At 48.3% G+C, this 13,427-nt stretch carries 19 protein-coding genes and 1 pseudogene; 18 read left to right on the top strand and 2 right to left on the bottom strand.

Annotated features, from left to right (window positions below; all coding sequences use genetic code 11):
• A pseudogene (locus PHF27_RS10000) lies at positions 1 to 226 on the top strand (amino acid permease); the annotation flags it as partial.
• A gap of 311 nt (positions 227 to 537) precedes the next feature.
• Here PHF27_RS10000 and PHF27_RS09995 read toward each other — a convergent pair.
• Positions 538 to 987 (bottom strand): hypothetical protein, encoded by a 450-nt coding sequence (locus tag PHF27_RS09995; RefSeq protein ID WP_300069316.1) that lies wholly within the window; start codon positions 985 to 987, stop codon positions 538 to 540.
• A gap of 254 nt (positions 988 to 1,241) precedes the next feature.
• On the opposite strand from PHF27_RS09995, the gene PHF27_RS09990 reads away from it, so the two are divergent.
• From PHF27_RS09990 to PHF27_RS09965, 6 genes are all read left to right on the top strand, one after another.
• Complete coding sequence (locus tag PHF27_RS09990; RefSeq protein WP_300069312.1) at positions 1,242 to 1,385, top strand: hypothetical protein; 144 nt, start codon at positions 1,242 to 1,244, stop codon at positions 1,383 to 1,385.
• A gap of 62 nt (positions 1,386 to 1,447) precedes the next feature.
• Positions 1,448 to 1,762: a metalloregulator ArsR/SmtB family transcription factor gene (locus PHF27_RS09985; protein WP_300069309.1), complete on the top strand. Its 315-nt coding sequence runs from the start codon at positions 1,448 to 1,450 to the stop codon at positions 1,760 to 1,762.
• Between the two features lie 706 nt (positions 1,763 to 2,468).
• On the top strand, positions 2,469 to 2,732 hold the full coding sequence (locus PHF27_RS09980; protein ID WP_300069306.1) for a DUF192 domain-containing protein: 264 nt from the start codon (positions 2,469 to 2,471) through the stop codon (positions 2,730 to 2,732).
• A 126-nt stretch (positions 2,733 to 2,858) separates the two neighbouring features.
• A complete protein-coding gene (locus PHF27_RS09975; protein WP_300069304.1) occupies positions 2,859 to 3,623 on the top strand; it encodes an A24 family peptidase in 765 nt (254 codons plus the stop codon).
• A gap of 196 nt (positions 3,624 to 3,819) precedes the next feature.
• Entirely contained in the window at positions 3,820 to 4,584 is a 765-nt protein-coding gene (gene yqeC / locus PHF27_RS09970; RefSeq protein ID WP_300069301.1) for a selenium cofactor biosynthesis protein YqeC, read from the top strand.
• Positions 4,581 to 5,198, top strand: coding sequence for a nucleotidyltransferase family protein (locus PHF27_RS09965; protein WP_300069298.1), 618 nt, complete (start codon positions 4,581 to 4,583; stop codon positions 5,196 to 5,198). The genes yqeC and PHF27_RS09965 overlap by 4 nt, the downstream gene beginning before the upstream one ends.
• Before the next feature lie 2 nt (positions 5,199 to 5,200).
• Here PHF27_RS09965 and PHF27_RS09960 read toward each other — a convergent pair whose 3' ends face one another.
• The gene (locus PHF27_RS09960) at positions 5,201 to 5,557 is read right to left on the bottom strand and encodes a hypothetical protein (protein WP_300069296.1); all 357 of its coding nucleotides are present in this window, start codon (positions 5,555 to 5,557) and stop codon (positions 5,201 to 5,203) included.
• Between the two features lie 253 nt (positions 5,558 to 5,810).
• On the opposite strand from PHF27_RS09960, the gene PHF27_RS09955 reads away from it, so the two are divergent.
• The 11 genes from PHF27_RS09955 to PHF27_RS09905 all read left to right on the top strand — a co-directional run.
• Positions 5,811 to 6,227 carry a thioesterase family protein gene (locus PHF27_RS09955; protein ID WP_300069295.1) on the top strand — a complete coding sequence of 139 codons (417 nt, stop codon included), beginning with the start codon at positions 5,811 to 5,813 and terminating at the stop codon, positions 6,225 to 6,227.
• Complete coding sequence (gene murI, locus PHF27_RS09950; protein WP_300069292.1) at positions 6,211 to 7,041, top strand: glutamate racemase; 831 nt, start codon at positions 6,211 to 6,213, stop codon at positions 7,039 to 7,041. Before PHF27_RS09955 ends, murI begins: the two co-directional genes overlap by 17 nt.
• Complete coding sequence (locus tag PHF27_RS09945) at positions 7,038 to 7,628, top strand: hypothetical protein (RefSeq protein WP_300069289.1); 591 nt, start codon at positions 7,038 to 7,040, stop codon at positions 7,626 to 7,628. The genes murI and PHF27_RS09945 overlap by 4 nt, the downstream gene beginning before the upstream one ends.
• 2 nt (positions 7,629 to 7,630) lie before the next feature.
• Positions 7,631 to 8,293: a coenzyme F420-0:L-glutamate ligase gene (locus PHF27_RS09940; protein ID WP_300069286.1), complete on the top strand. Its 663-nt coding sequence runs from the start codon at positions 7,631 to 7,633 to the stop codon at positions 8,291 to 8,293.
• Positions 8,294 to 8,359: 66 nt separating this feature from the next.
• Positions 8,360 to 9,100 carry a ribonuclease PH gene (gene rph / locus PHF27_RS09935; RefSeq protein ID WP_300069283.1) on the top strand — a complete coding sequence of 247 codons (741 nt, stop codon included), beginning with the start codon at positions 8,360 to 8,362 and terminating at the stop codon, positions 9,098 to 9,100.
• Positions 9,097 to 9,696: an XTP/dITP diphosphatase gene (locus tag PHF27_RS09930; RefSeq protein WP_300069280.1), complete on the top strand. Its 600-nt coding sequence runs from the start codon at positions 9,097 to 9,099 to the stop codon at positions 9,694 to 9,696. Before rph ends, PHF27_RS09930 begins: the two co-directional genes overlap by 4 nt.
• Complete coding sequence (locus tag PHF27_RS09925) at positions 9,693 to 10,199, top strand: metallophosphoesterase (protein WP_300069277.1); 507 nt, start codon at positions 9,693 to 9,695, stop codon at positions 10,197 to 10,199. The genes PHF27_RS09930 and PHF27_RS09925 overlap by 4 nt, the downstream gene beginning before the upstream one ends.
• Positions 10,200 to 10,299: 100 nt before the next feature.
• The gene (locus tag PHF27_RS09920) at positions 10,300 to 11,142 is read left to right on the top strand and encodes a fumarate hydratase (protein ID WP_300069274.1); all 843 of its coding nucleotides are present in this window, start codon (positions 10,300 to 10,302) and stop codon (positions 11,140 to 11,142) included.
• 18 nt (positions 11,143 to 11,160) lie between these two features.
• On the top strand, positions 11,161 to 11,718 hold the full coding sequence (locus PHF27_RS09915; protein ID WP_300069271.1) for a Fe-S-containing hydro-lyase: 558 nt from the start codon (positions 11,161 to 11,163) through the stop codon (positions 11,716 to 11,718).
• Between the two features lie 87 nt (positions 11,719 to 11,805).
• Positions 11,806 to 12,426, top strand: a complete 621-nt coding sequence (locus tag PHF27_RS09910) for a succinate dehydrogenase (protein WP_300069268.1) — start codon at positions 11,806 to 11,808, stop codon at positions 12,424 to 12,426.
• 102 nt (positions 12,427 to 12,528) lie between these two features.
• Positions 12,529 to 13,427: FAD-binding protein (locus tag PHF27_RS09905; RefSeq protein WP_300069319.1), on the top strand; the 899-nt coding region annotated here is incomplete at its 3' end.

Below are 13,427 nucleotides of genomic sequence, written 5' to 3'. Positions count from 1 at the left end.
ACAATTTAACCGCTTGCAGTATAAGATGCCTCTTTTTCCGTACGCAAACTACGGTGTGCTGCTTTTTTTGGGGGCCGTTGTATTAGGGATGAGCTATGACCCGGATAATTTAGTAGGTCTTTATGTGGCGCCATTCTGGTATGGAGGCTTATTCTTGGTATATCAAGTCTTGAAGAGCCGCAATAAAGCGGTCGCCGTAGTGGAAGAGCGTTGCCAGGCCAATTGAAAAAGCATCATGCGGCTGCTTCTTTATATTCTTGCATGTGATTAATGTCTTCTTGGAGAGCTTTTTGGAAACTGTTGTTGAACTTAATTGTACGTTATCTTTTGGGCATGGTTAGCAAACAACGACAGCAATAGTTAAAATCAAATAATAAACCGGCGGACTAGTATGAAACGCAAAAAACGTTCCAAGAGGGAACGTTTTTTGCGTTTCATACGTCGTATTAGGTTGAGTTGCATACGCACTAGAAGCGGGGAACGAAAAAGAGGGGGAGTGAGGAGGGAAGATCTATTGATGTTAAGATTCGAAAACGGTTATTGTGAAGTTTTTTTTGCGTCAGTAGTAACTGCGGAGCGGTGCTGCGGATATAATTCTTTGGCCACTATTTTGGCCTGAGCTTCGCTAAGTCCAGCCCCGGTAATCAGATCGCTTACTGTATTGTGAGTCCGAGTGATTTTTAATTTGTTTTTAGAATAAGCTTCACGTTCTGCAGGGGTCATTTTTTTGGTCTTTTTATATTCTGCACGGCGTTCTGCATCTTTTTTCTTATACATGGCAATGATTTTTCCTTTTTGCTGGTTGGTTATGGTTCCCTGAGCGACCAGAACTTTCAAGGTCTCTTCTGTGTGCTGCATAAAGGTTTTAAAGTAGTCTTGCTGTGGGACGGTTTGGGGGGCGCCAGCCAGAGCGACTCCAGCGAAGCTGAAACATAGCAAGCCAAGAAGAATGGAGCGGCAGATTTTTTTCAAATGCATGAGCAGCATCGGCAAATCCTCCTAAACAATATTTCTATTACATTGTAGACGCAAAACAAGGACTATTTCAATGCTTTTTTACCAGGTCAAAAATGGTCTAACAAGGTTGATTTCCAGAACCAAGAAGACGAAAAAGAAAGATTTTTTTGACAATGTCTAGTAGATTCTGTTTTTACGAAAGGAATAAGCAAAGTTTTGTTGAAATAAAACATAAAATGATAACTATGTAATGTTGTAAGGAGGTTGTAAAAGGAGGCGACAATATGAAGCGTTCGATTGGGATCATGATTTTGGCAGGATGCCTAACTATTTGGCAAGCAGGAATTTGTGCTGCGTATACGGTAACATCTCCATTCGGGATGCGCATACACCCGATTCATGGTACTTGGCAGTTTCAGAGTTCGTAAGTAAGTTTTAACACAATAAATCAAAAAACACGAAAGTTCAACACAAAGTAAGAGGTGGCAAAATGGATAATGATAATATAGATGAAATGGTTTCTAGTGTATTAAAAGTATTATCTAATCCGCTGAGAATAAAAGTTGTTCTCGTCCTTAGAGAGGGAGAAAAAAGAGTATCAGAAATAGCAGATAGAACTAATTGTCACCAAGCTAATCTTGCACGGCACTTAAATGAACTGAAAATAATAGATTTTATTGAATCCCGAAGAGAAGGTCAATCGAAGTATTATTTTTTAAAATCTCCGGAATTATTAAAAGTAATAGATATTGGAGAGGCGTTTATTAAAGACAGGGCTAAGAGGAAATTAGCTAAACTTAGATAATTAGACCGAATAATTTGAATTTTCCGAATCAACATTAAAGAGACTTAGTGAAGGCGCTCTGGGTATCGAATATGAATGCAAGTGATTTCAATTTAGTGTAAATTATGGGAGAAAAATCAGATCAAATGATGCATTAAATTAGTATGGCAAAATGACAAGATGAACTAGAATCAAATGCAAAGATGGCGTAAATGAAGTGAAAAGCAGCACGTTTAGGTGCTGCTAGTAAGTAATTCTTATAGGTCTGGCGGATGCAGATTATTTAAAGATTAGCTATGTTATTAGTTTGTGTCAAGTCTTTAAATAGCAGGTTAGTGCCGTCAATAGAGTGGTAATCTAATTTGGAAAAGAAGCATTTTATGCTGGGGATAGCACAAGGGTCCTCTATGAAACAAGTATCTCCCTTTAAGAGTTCGGAACCGATTGGAAACGTAATTGCATAGTCGATCTTAAAGCCGGAGGAGTATGCTAATATGTGTTCTAAATTGCTGATTATTTGATGTCCAATGCCTTGTTTTCTATAGTGGGCATCAATATATAGACATTTTATGAAAAAAAGATTTTTTTCAGTACTTGCAAATTTTTTATTCGCAAATTGATTTATCTTCTTCGCACTATTTGACTCTTTTTGTTCAAAGGGTTGTCGATGATGATGAGGCACTTCAGTTGATGAGAAATAAAGTTACTATTTATTAAAAGTTTATGTTTGCGAGGGCTGCTGGGACGAAAGCAGTTCGGGGAAAATGAGGGGCTGGTCATCATTCCCTGTAATGCCGTGCATACCATCGGCATGGCTTTCGCGCTAGATTTGCTGTTTTTAGCGCGTGACGGCACTGTCTTGCAGCTGGAACAAGATGTGCGGCCCTGGCGGATGCGCTTTTGTTTGAAGGCGCATGCAGTCGTGGAACTGCCTGCGGGCGTTTTGCAGCATTTGCCTTGCCAAATTGGTGAACAGGTTGTTTGGAGCTAAAAGGAGCATATCGCAAAGGCTGTTGTCTAGTTTATATAGGCAATGGCCTTTTAATTTACACAGTAGGAATGCTGGGGAAAATGGCGAAGTTAAACTACATGAGCAATACATAGGGAGGTTTACCGCATGGGAATGGGCGCGACAGGGATAGGCGTTGTTCTAGGATTATTTGTTGGCCATTTTCTTGCTGCTTGCATCTATTGCATTCCCAGGCAGCAATCACTATGGGGCTGGCGGAGACTATGCCCGCATTGTCAGGCTAATGTAGGATGGCAAGATAAGATTCCTTTGCTGGGGTATATGTTGAATCGAGGGCGCTGCCGTTATTGTCAGGAGGCAATCGGAGTACAGCAAGTGACGGCGGAATTGGCGATGGCCGCATTGGGAGGCGTTGCGGTGTGGCAAGGCGAAACTTGGCTGCAAAGCGGGGCATTCATGGTTCTGGCGGCATTTTTATTGTTGATTTCTTTTATTGATTACGAGTGGCAGTTGATCTTTGATAAGGTTCTTGTTCTTTTTGCAGTATGCGGTTTGGCGATTAGTGTTTTTGGAAGTGCTTCCTGGCTGCAAGCGCTTTTGGCGCATGGCCTTTCTGTGCTTGGCGGCGGCGTTGTCATGGTGGTGATTGCGTTGGCCAGCCGCGGCGGCATGGGTGGGGGAGACGTCAAGTTTGTCATGGCTGCGGGGTGTTGGCTAACGGGGGCTCAATTGTTTTTGATGTTGTTGATAGCCTTCTTTGCAGGCGGTCTAATAGGGGGCTTGCTGCTGCTTTTGGGGCTTAAGGGACGCAAAGATTACATTCCTTTTGGGCCGTTTTTGGCGTTAGGCTGTTTGGTGGCGTATGTATATGGATATCAGCTGTTACAGTGGTATTGGCAGGGGATTTTTTAAAGTGGGTCCTATGTCCCGTGTGGCGTGCAGCGCCAAGAAGTAAGTTTTTACCTGTAGCCTGGACTGTATTGAGACGTAAGTTTCAATACAGTCTTTTTTTTGCATTTGTTTTGTTTTTTACCTGGAAATTAGTGAAAAAAACAAGTAAATAGGGTACTCTGATATCATAATAGAGAAAAAGAAGGAGGTGTGGACTGTGCAGCAAGCCTGGCGATCCTTGAAGCTTCCTGGAAAGGGAATTATTTCTTTGGTGGGAGCTGGCGGGAAGACCTCTTTAGCGTTATCTCTGTTGGCAGAAGCGCAAGAAAAACAGTTGCCTGCTGTGCTGACGACGACGACAAAAATGCATTGGAAGCAACTGGCTCAATTTCGGCCTATTGTCTCCGATTCGGCAGCGGAAACGGCAGGGCGGCTGGCTTTGCGCCAAACGCTGGGGCAGACCGCCGCTTGGGTTAGCGGTTGGCTTGGTGAAAAAGCGGTAGGAGTAGCGCCGGAAGAAGTGGACTGGCTGCTTGAAATGCTGCCGGAGGCAGTGGTTTTGGTGGAAGCGGACGGCGCCAAGGGTTGCTGGCTGAAGGCGCCAGCCTGCCATGAGCCGGTGGTTCCGTCCGGGACTGCGGTGACCATTGGCGTGCTTAATACACGGGCCTTGGGGAAGAACTTAGAGGGAAGGTTTGTATATCGACTGCCTGAAGTGTGTGCGGTATTAGGAAAGGAGCCGGGAGCCTGCGTAGAATTGCGCGACTACGCGTTGTTGGCGGCGTCGCCTAAGGGGATTTTTCAACATGCCCAGGGGCGAAGAATATTGCTGCTTACTGGGGGAGAGAAAAACAAAAGTTTTTCGATGGCTGCGTTTATGGATTGTCTCCATGCGGAACAGGCTAAGATAGAACTTTGCGCTTTGGCGCATCGCCATGAAAAAACGATGCGCCTAGAGGTACTGGAGGTGCAGGAAGTATGAGTATGGGGATTGGCGCTGTGGTTTTGGCTGCAGGCATGGCGGTTCGCATGGGACGACAGAAATTGCTGCTGCCGTTAGATGGCAAACCAATGTTGGCTCATGTGCTGGAAGTGGTGGCTGCAGTTCCTTTTGCAAGCCGGGTTGTTGTTATTGGGGAACCGCAAGAACCATTGGCGGCCTTGTGCCAGGAGCAGGGAATACCCAGCGTTTTTAACGAAAAACGTAAAAGTGGACAAGCTTCTTCCGTTTGCCTGGGTTTGGCTGAAATGGGGGACGGTTTAGATGGAGTGCTTTTTTTGCAAGGAGATCAGCCGTTGATTACGAAATCTTTGGTGAAGCGAATGCTGGAAGCGTTTTACCAATTGCAGGATTCCAAGGCTATTTTGGTTCCGGTACATGCCGGCGTGTTGCGCAGCCCTATTTTGTTTGGGGCGCATTGGTTGAAGGAATTGGCGTTGCTGAAAGAAGATTGCGGCGGCAAGGAATTGGTACGGCGTTATCCGGAGCATGTAAGGACGCTGGCTTGGGCGGAGCCGTTTGTTTTTGAAGACGCGGATACTTGGGAGGAATATTTGCGGCTTCAGCGGTTGCTGGAAACAAAAAGCAAGGAGTGAAGCTACTTTATTCCTTGCTCGTAAATTTCCAGGATGCGGTTGTCGCGAAATAAAATAACCAAGGCGCCATCATCTTCGTTGCGCCAGACCATGAAACAGGTGTTGGCTGCGGGGCTGTTTTGGCTCTGCGGTACGGTGATGGAAGTAACTTCCTGGCCTTCGCGACGCAAAAGGCGCGCTGTTTCTTCATAAGTCATGCCAGGGCGCAGCTGTGATACATCGTTAGCTGTAATGAACTGCGATGAGGGCGGCTCTTTTTCAGAGACAGAGGAAAAAATGAAGGAAAAAAGCAGGGCGAGAAGACCAAGGAGCAGAACGGTGCGCGGCCGAAGCGATGTAGGAATTGGATTAGGGAGCATATAAATAGAGCCTCCTTATAAAATAAAAGAAAACTGACAGTTCTCTGACAGAATTCTTCATCGTGACCGCAAATCCTTTTGCAACGGCTTCTGTAGCTTAGGGGCCTTGCTTTGACAAACCAGGAGAATGACAGTACAATAAAGAAAGCATTCCGACGTACGCTGCACGGCGTGCGTCGTTCCTGCTTTTTAAGGGGATGAAAGTTCCTGATTCCTTGAAAAATGCAACAACGGAAACGAGAGGTCGGATAGGATGGTTCTTGTTGAAGAACAGGTTCGCTTTGCGGAAACAGACGCCATGGGAGTGGCGCATCATGCTAACTATTTTCGCTGGTTTGAAATTGGCAGGGTGGCGTTGCTGAAGAAGGCGGGAGTTTACTTAAACGAGCTGATGGCGCAAGATGTTTTATTCCCAATTACGGATGTATCCTGCCAATATCGGGCATCGGCGCGATTTGACGACATCTTGGCAATTGAGACCAAGCTGGTAAAGGCGTCGCGAGTAAAATTGGCTTTTTCCTATCGTGTGATACGCTTGGCGGATCAAATGCTTTTGGCGACAGGAAAGACGCAAAATGCGTTTACAAATGCCGCCGGGCGTGTTGCGCGCGTGGAGCCTGAATTATATGAACGGCTGAGCAGGTGGGTGGAAGATGACTGGAAAGCATAAAGCGCCGATAGGCGTGTTTGATTCCGGTGTGGGCGGTTTGACGGTGGTGCAACAATTGCGCCGTCTGTTGCCGGCGGAGGATATTCTTTATTTTGGCGACACGGCTCGGGCGCCTTATGGCGGCAGAGAGCCAGCGGAAATTTGCTTGTTTATGCGGCAAATTCTTCAATTTATGGAAGAGCGCGGCGTGAAACTGGCTGTAGTGGCCTGTAATACCATGACCGCATGGGGCTTGGCAGATGCGCAAGGACGTTTCTCTTTTTCGGTAATCGGCATGGACAGCGGCGTGTCTCAGGCTTTGCAGGCCAGTCCTGGGAAGCGTATTGGCGTTATCGCTACGGCGGCGACTGTTAATAGCGGTAAGCATGAACGAGATGCGGCTGCGTTGTGCTCGAATGCGCACTTTTTGGGACAATCTTGCCCGGAGTTTGTACCGCTGATTGAACAAGAACTGCTGGAGTCTTCCGAATTGCGGCAAGCGGCATTGGCCTATTTACAGCCGCTGCGGCAGGCGGGAACGGAAGCCGTAATTTTGGGTTGCACTCATTACCCGGTGATTGGGAGTCTACTGCGAGAAATTCTGGGCGCAGAAGTGACTCTAATTGATCCGGCGGCGGCTACCGCGCAAGAGGCTAAGCGCGTCTTGCAGGAGCAAAGGCTGGAAGCGCCGCAGAGGCAGGGGAGCTTGCGACTGTATGTGTCCGGCGATCCATTGCGGGCGCAGCGCCTGGCGGCCATGATTTTGCAGGATGCGCAAGTGGAAATTTTGCATGCGTCAATGGAAGAAAAAGAAATTAACCGTTTGGAGGCATGATGGTGGAATTGCTAGCAGTATTGATTTTGCTTGTAGGCTTGGGGATTTTAGGCGTATGGATCTACATTGTACGCCAGGGGGATACGGAGATCGAAATTTTGACGGCGCAGCGCACTGAATTGCAGTTGGTTTCCGCTGAGGATGGCAGAGCGGTGTTTGTTGCGCAGATTCCTTTATGTAATTTATCGGCGCAAGATGGAATTATCTTGGATGCGTTCCCGCGCCATTTGCTGCCGCAGGAGCAGTATGATGCAGCGCGAGTCGAATCTCGTCTGGAATTGCTTACAGCGCCGCGGGAGGATGGGTACTTTGAAGCGGTCATCATTGAAGGAAACAAAGGGAATTCCTTTGTGCTGACGGTGACGTTGACTGCTAAGAACGGTTTGGTGGCCGAGGCCGTGGCAGGTATGGCGGACATGCCTGTGGAGTTGTATTACCAAATAGTAGGCCGCGGTGAATGTACGTTACATAAAGAACGACTGGTGTTGTCGGCTGCGGAATTCCGGGCGGCATTTGCGGCGCAGCCCGTTGTTTCTGATGCTGCGGAAGCTGAACCAGAACCAGCGACGGCGGAGGAGGAGGCATAACCATGGATAAGCTTGAATTAGTGCCGGTGCGTACGCGCATTTTAACGCCGGCCGATAATATTGTGGATGCTATTGAAACCTATGGCAAAGACTTGATCGGGCCGGATGATGTCGTCTCGGTGGCGGAAAGCGTGGTAGCCATTACCCAAGGGCGGATGGTGCGGCCTGAGGAAATGAATCCTTGCTTTTTAGCGAGGGTTTTGTGTCGCTTTATTCCGCAAAAAGCAAGTTTGAGCAGTATTTACGGCATGCAGCTGGCCATGGACGCCGCTGGCAAATGGCGGATTGCTTTTTGGTTGTTTGTAGGCATGCTGGCCAAACTGGTTGGTAAATCCGGCGTGTTTTACGCCATGTCCGGCGAGCAAACCCGTCTGATTGACGATGTGACGGGGACGATGCCGCCGTTTGATAAGCATATTGTGTTGGGGCCGGAGGATCCCGATGGCGTCTCGCAAGCGATTAAAGAGCGTTTGGGGTGTTATGGCGCTGTTGTGGCGGATGTGAACGATTTGAAGCGCTCGTATGTACTGGGCGGTTCGCCGGGAGTGGATTTGCGAAAAGTGGAGAAAATGCTGATTGATAATCCCTTTGGCAATGCTTCGCAAAAGACTCCTATTGTCGTAATCAAGAATTATGCTAAAATTGCTTCGCATTATCGAGTATGAACAATTTGACGGCCACGAAGACAATTGTCTTTGTGGTCGCTTTTCTAAAGCTAACAGGAGGCAGTCATGAAACGAATTGACGGACGTACGCCGGCGCAAATGCGCAAGGTGAATATTCAAAGAGACTATATGCGCTACGCCGAAGGGTCGGCTTTGATCGAGGTGGGCAATACGCGGGTCTTATGCGCGGCTACCATAGAGGATAAGGTTCCGCATTTTTTAAGAGGCAGCGGCGAAGGCTGGATTACAGCGGAGTATGCCCTCTTGCCTCGTTCCACGCAAGTGCGTAATGTGCGCGAGTCGGCTAAAGGGAAGGTTACGGGCCGGACGCATGAAATTCAGCGTCTGATAGGCAGGGCGCTGCGCAGCGTGGTGAATCTCAAAGCATTAGGAGAACGAACCGTATGGATTGACTGCGACGTACTGCAAGCCGATGGCGGCACTAGAACGGCGTCGATTACCGGCGCGTTTATCGCCTTGGTGGATGCGGTCAATACTATTTATGATGAAAAGCGGCCTTTTGCAGTTACTGATTTTTTAGCAGCCGCTAGTGTAGGGATTGTCGACGGGCAAGCCTATTTAGATTTGTGCTATGAAGAAGACTCCAAGGCGATTGTAGACATGAATGTGGTCATGACCGGAAACGGACGCTTTGTCGAGGTGCAGGGAACCGGGGAACAACGTCCCTTTGATAGGGAGGAATTGACAGACATGCTGGCTTTGGCGGAGCAGGGCGTGGGGACTTTGATTGACTATCAAAAGGATATTCTTGGACCGTTGGCCTGGAAGGTAGGACGCGAGCCATGATCGAGCTTGTTGTCGCTAGCAAGAACAAGGGGAAAATTGCTGAATTTGAAAAAGCCTTCAGCCAACTGCCTGTGAAGGTTTTGTCTTTAAAAGATTTTGGAGATATTCCTGAAGCAGTAGAAGACGGGGCAACGTTTGCCGAGAATGCTCGCAAAAAAGCGCAGCATTATTTGCAGTACACGAAGAAGCCTTGCTTGGCGGATGATTCGGGTTTGGAAGCAGATGCCTTGGGAGGATCGCCTGGCGTTTTCTCCGCTCGTTATGCAGGAGCGGGGGCCGATGATGCGGCCAATAACGCCAAGCTACTGCAAAAGATGGCAGACGTCGAATCAAAACGGCGGACAGGGCGCTTTCGCTGCGCTTTGGCTTTAGCCTTTCCAGACGGCCGGATGCTGGAAGCGGAAGGGACAGTGGAAGGGAGATTGCTTATGGCGGAGAAAGGCGATGGCGGTTTTGGCTATGATCCGTTGTTTTTTTTACCGGAATTGGCGAAGACTTTTGCTGAACTGACCTTGGCGGAAAAAAACGCCATCAGCCATCGGGGCAAGGCTATTGCAGCTATGGCGGCAAAACTGGCTGAGGCGGAGCTAAAATGAAACGCCTGGGGATTTTGAGCGATACCCACGGTAACCTGCAATTGCTAAAACAGGCGGTTGAGGAAACTGGGCCTGTAGACATGTGGCTGCATGCGGGAGATTATATCCGGGATGCACGTTGGCTGGCTACTTGGTGCCCTGTGCCGGTGATCGCTGTTGCCGGTAATTGCGATCGGCCGGGGGATGGCAAGGTTGAAGAATTTGTGGAGATCGAAAACCTATTAATTTGGCTGACTCATGGTCATCGGCAGCATGTAAAAAACGGACGAGGCGACCTAGTTTGGTGGGCGGAGCAGTATGGAGCGCAAATTGCGGTTTATGGCCATACCCATCAAAATGAAAACCAAGTACAGAACTCTGTATTAATATTCAACCCTGGAAGTTTGGACCATTTCCGGGATGAGGCGCCAAGCTGGGGGCGGGTCTCTATAGAAAACGGCAAGGTAGTGGAGGCGGAAATCCTTCATTTTCAAGGCTTTGAACCATTTTCGATAGAAAAGTAATTAAAAAATTTAAGGTTGTAAAGGCAACGTGATTGTGCTAAAATTAACGTAAAAATTATTTCCATCTATTTAAATTTATGTAGAAACAGGAGGAGTTGCTTTGCGTACCATTGAGGTTGCCAAAATTACTGAAGCTGTTGCCAAAATGTGCATGGATGCCTGCTACTATTTGTCGGACGACGTGTACAAAGCTTTAAAATCAGCTCAGGAGACCGAAGAATCTCCCCTCGGCAGAGACGTACTCAGTCAGATCGTCAAAAATGCCGACATCGCTCGTGAGGAAAGCGTGCCGATTTGCCAGGATACTGGCATGACCGTTATCTTTTTAGAGCTCGGTCAGGATGCGCATATCGTTGGAGGCGACTTAACGGAAGCCATCAATGCCGGCGTAGCGAAAGGTTATACCGAAGGATACTTGCGTAAATCGGTTGTGGAAGAGCCGCTGTTTAATCGTAAAAACACGACGAACAACACTCCCGCAGTCATTCATACTACCATCGTGCCAGGGGATAAGCTGAAAATTAAGCTGGCCCCGAAAGGCTTCGGCAGCGAAAACAAAAGCGGCATGAAGATGTTGGTTCCGGCTGATGGCGTTGAAGGCGTGAAAGCCGCTGTTCTTGATATTATCAAGCACGCAGGCCCGAATCCCTGTCCTCCTATGGTTGTCGGCGTAGGTATCGGCGGCACCATGGAAAAAGCGGCGTTGTTGTCGAAAAAAGCGCTGGTGCGCCGGATCGACAAGCGAAATGACCATCCGGAGTACGCCAAGCTAGAAGGGGAACTGCTGGAAATGATCAACAAGACCGGCATTGGACCTCAACTGGGCGGAACTACATCGGCTCTGGCAGTTAACATTGAATGGTATCCTACGCACATCGCCGGCTTGCCGGTATCTGTAAATATCAGCTGTCATGCTACCCGGCATGCCGATGTGGAACTCTAAGAAGGAGGTGTGAGAGAGATGGCCGAGAAGAAACGTATTACTACTCCGCTGAGCGCAGAAGTTGTTCGCGATCTGAAAGCTGGCGACAGCGTTCTGATTACTGGCATTGTTTACAGCGCTCGTGATGCTGCTCATAAAGTTATGACGGAAACCTTGGCGCGCGGTGAAAAACTGCCGGTGGATTTGACGAACCAGGTTGTATACTATCTGGGACCAACCCCTGCCAAGCCAGGTGCTGTAATTGGTTCTGCGGGCCCGACGACTTCTGGTCGTATGGACGCTTATGCGCCTACTTTGCTTGAGCAAGGTCTGCGTGGCATGATTGGCAAGGGCTCCCGTTCTAAAGAAGTCGTTGAGTCCATGAAGAAGAACGGCGCCGTGTATTTTGCCGCTGTTGGCGGAGCTGCTGCATTGATTGCCAAATGCATCAAAAAATACGAAGTGCTGGCTTACCCTGAACTCGGTCCGGAGGCGCTAGCTGCATTGACGGTAGAAGATTTTCCTGCCATCGTCGTTGTCGATAGTGAAGGGAATAGTTTCTACGAAGAAGGACAAAAACCATACCGGAAGATTTAACTCCTTGTTGAGCAATCCTATTAATGTCCTAAAAAATGCGGGCTTAGCCCGTGCATCATGTGCCCATCGAATACAGGAGGTAAAAGCATGAGCAACACTGAATTTTATATCCGGCGCCTTCATTCCATTTCGGGGATCGTGCCGATCGGACTGTTCCTCTTGGAGCATACTGCAACCATTTCTACAGCCTTGGTAGGTCCTCAAATGTTTAATGCCGGCGTTGAACACCTGGCATCCATTCCTACGTCGGTGATGATTCCTCTGGAAATCTTCGCCATTGCCATTCCTTTCTTGTTCCACATCATTTACGGTCTGATGTACGCGTTTGATGCACAGCACAATGTGGGCAACTATACATACGCCCGCAACCGTCAATTCTGGTTGCAACGGATGACGGCTTTCATTACCGTTGCTTTCTTGATCTGGCATGTTGGTTATATGCGTTTCTTCATGAAATACAGCCCTGGCATCAACTTCAATACGATGCATGACTATCTTAGCAATCCGATTGTTATGGTTTTGTATATTATTGGTTTTGTGGCTGCGATTTATCACTTCACAAACGGTCTCTTTACATTCTGCATCACCTGGGGTATTGCTGCCGGTCCGAAGGCGCAAAACTTTGTCAATAAGCTGGCATGGGGCCTTTTCGCTTTGATGAGCGTAGCTGGCGTTGCAGCAGTTGTCAAGTTTGCTGCAGGCGCATAATCCTCCCCATTCCATGTTGCTGTAATCTTAAATTTTGGAAATAAGGAGAGAACCCTAGTGAAAAAGAAAATTATTGTTGTTGGCGGCGGCCTTTCGGGCTTGATGGCCACTATGAAGATCAGCGAAGCCGGTGGCGAAGTCGATCTCTTCTCCCTTTGCCCTGTTAAGCGTTCGCATTCGGTTTGTGCGCAGGGCGGCATTAACGCCTGCATGAACACCAAAGGTCAAAACGACTCCATCGACGAGCATTTTGACGATACCGTCTATGGCGGCGACTTCCTGGCTGACCAGAAAGCCGTTCGCGGTATGATTGAATTGGCTCCGAAATTGATCGAAATGTTCGATCGCATGGGCGTAACCTGGACCCGTACTGCAGAAGGTCTTTTGGACCTGCGTAATTTCGGCGGCCAGAAAAACAAAAGAACTTGCTTCTCCGGCGCTACTACCGGCCAGCAGCTTTTGTACGCTCTCGATGAGCAGGTTCGTCATTGGGAAGTCAAAGGCACTGTTAAGAAATACGAAGGCTGGGATTTCCTGAAAGCCATTTTGAATGAAAAAGGCGAATGCCGTGGTATTGTGGCTCAGAACATGACCACTATGGAAATCGAAGCATTCCCTGCTGACGCTGTTATTTTGGCTACCGGCGGTCCCGGACTGGTGTTCGGCAAGAGCACTAACTCCGTTATTTGCACTGGCTCTGCCGTATCCAGCGCGTACCAGCAAGGTGCGTACCTGGGCAACAGCGAGTTCATTCAGCTGCATCCGACTGCCATTCCTGGCGACGACAAGCTGCGCTTGATGTCTGAGTCGGCTCGTGGCGAAGGCGGCCGTGTTTGGACTTATAAAGACGGCAAGCCTTGGTACTTCCTCGAAGAAATGTATCCGGCCTATGGCAACCTGGTGCCGCGTGACATCGCTGCTCGCGCCATCTTCAAGGTTTGCACGGAAATGAAGCTGGGCATCAACGGCGAAAACCAGGTATATTTGGACCTGTCTCACAT

This window comes from Anaeromusa sp. (assembly GCF_028691475.1).
Lineage (GTDB): Bacteria > Bacillota > Negativicutes > Anaeromusales > Anaeromusaceae > Anaeromusa.
This window is presented reverse-complemented; position numbering and strand designations above follow the sequence as displayed.

What these genes read in the sequence shown, in the direction of transcription:
- PHF27_RS09925 (WP_300069277.1), top strand. Translation starts at nt 9,693, where the DNA reads ATGAAACGCCTGGGGATTTTGAGCGATACCCACGGTAACCTGCAATTG.
- PHF27_RS09910 (WP_300069268.1), top strand. Translation starts at nt 11,806, where the DNA reads ATGAGCAACACTGAATTTTATATCCGGCGCCTTCATTCCATTTCGGGG.
- PHF27_RS09995 (WP_300069316.1), bottom strand. Translation starts at nt 987, where the DNA reads ATGCTGCTCATGCATTTGAAAAAAATCTGCCGCTCCATTCTTCTTGGC.
- rph (WP_300069283.1), top strand. Translation starts at nt 8,360, where the DNA reads ATGAAACGAATTGACGGACGTACGCCGGCGCAAATGCGCAAGGTGAAT.
- PHF27_RS09965 (WP_300069298.1), top strand. Translation starts at nt 4,581, where the DNA reads ATGAGTATGGGGATTGGCGCTGTGGTTTTGGCTGCAGGCATGGCGGTT.
- PHF27_RS09955 (WP_300069295.1), top strand. Translation starts at nt 5,811, where the DNA reads ATGGTTCTTGTTGAAGAACAGGTTCGCTTTGCGGAAACAGACGCCATG.
- PHF27_RS09960 (WP_300069296.1), bottom strand. Translation starts at nt 5,557, where the DNA reads ATGCTCCCTAATCCAATTCCTACATCGCTTCGGCCGCGCACCGTTCTG.
- PHF27_RS09945 (WP_300069289.1), top strand. Translation starts at nt 7,038, where the DNA reads ATGATGGTGGAATTGCTAGCAGTATTGATTTTGCTTGTAGGCTTGGGG.
- PHF27_RS09990 (WP_300069312.1), top strand. Translation starts at nt 1,242, where the DNA reads ATGAAGCGTTCGATTGGGATCATGATTTTGGCAGGATGCCTAACTATT.
- murI (WP_300069292.1), top strand. Translation starts at nt 6,211, where the DNA reads ATGACTGGAAAGCATAAAGCGCCGATAGGCGTGTTTGATTCCGGTGTG.
- PHF27_RS09975 (WP_300069304.1), top strand. Translation starts at nt 2,859, where the DNA reads ATGGGAATGGGCGCGACAGGGATAGGCGTTGTTCTAGGATTATTTGTT.
- PHF27_RS09985 (WP_300069309.1), top strand. Translation starts at nt 1,448, where the DNA reads ATGGATAATGATAATATAGATGAAATGGTTTCTAGTGTATTAAAAGTA.
- PHF27_RS09930 (WP_300069280.1), top strand. Translation starts at nt 9,097, where the DNA reads ATGATCGAGCTTGTTGTCGCTAGCAAGAACAAGGGGAAAATTGCTGAA.
- PHF27_RS09940 (WP_300069286.1), top strand. Translation starts at nt 7,631, where the DNA reads ATGGATAAGCTTGAATTAGTGCCGGTGCGTACGCGCATTTTAACGCCG.
- PHF27_RS09915 (WP_300069271.1), top strand. Translation starts at nt 11,161, where the DNA reads ATGGCCGAGAAGAAACGTATTACTACTCCGCTGAGCGCAGAAGTTGTT.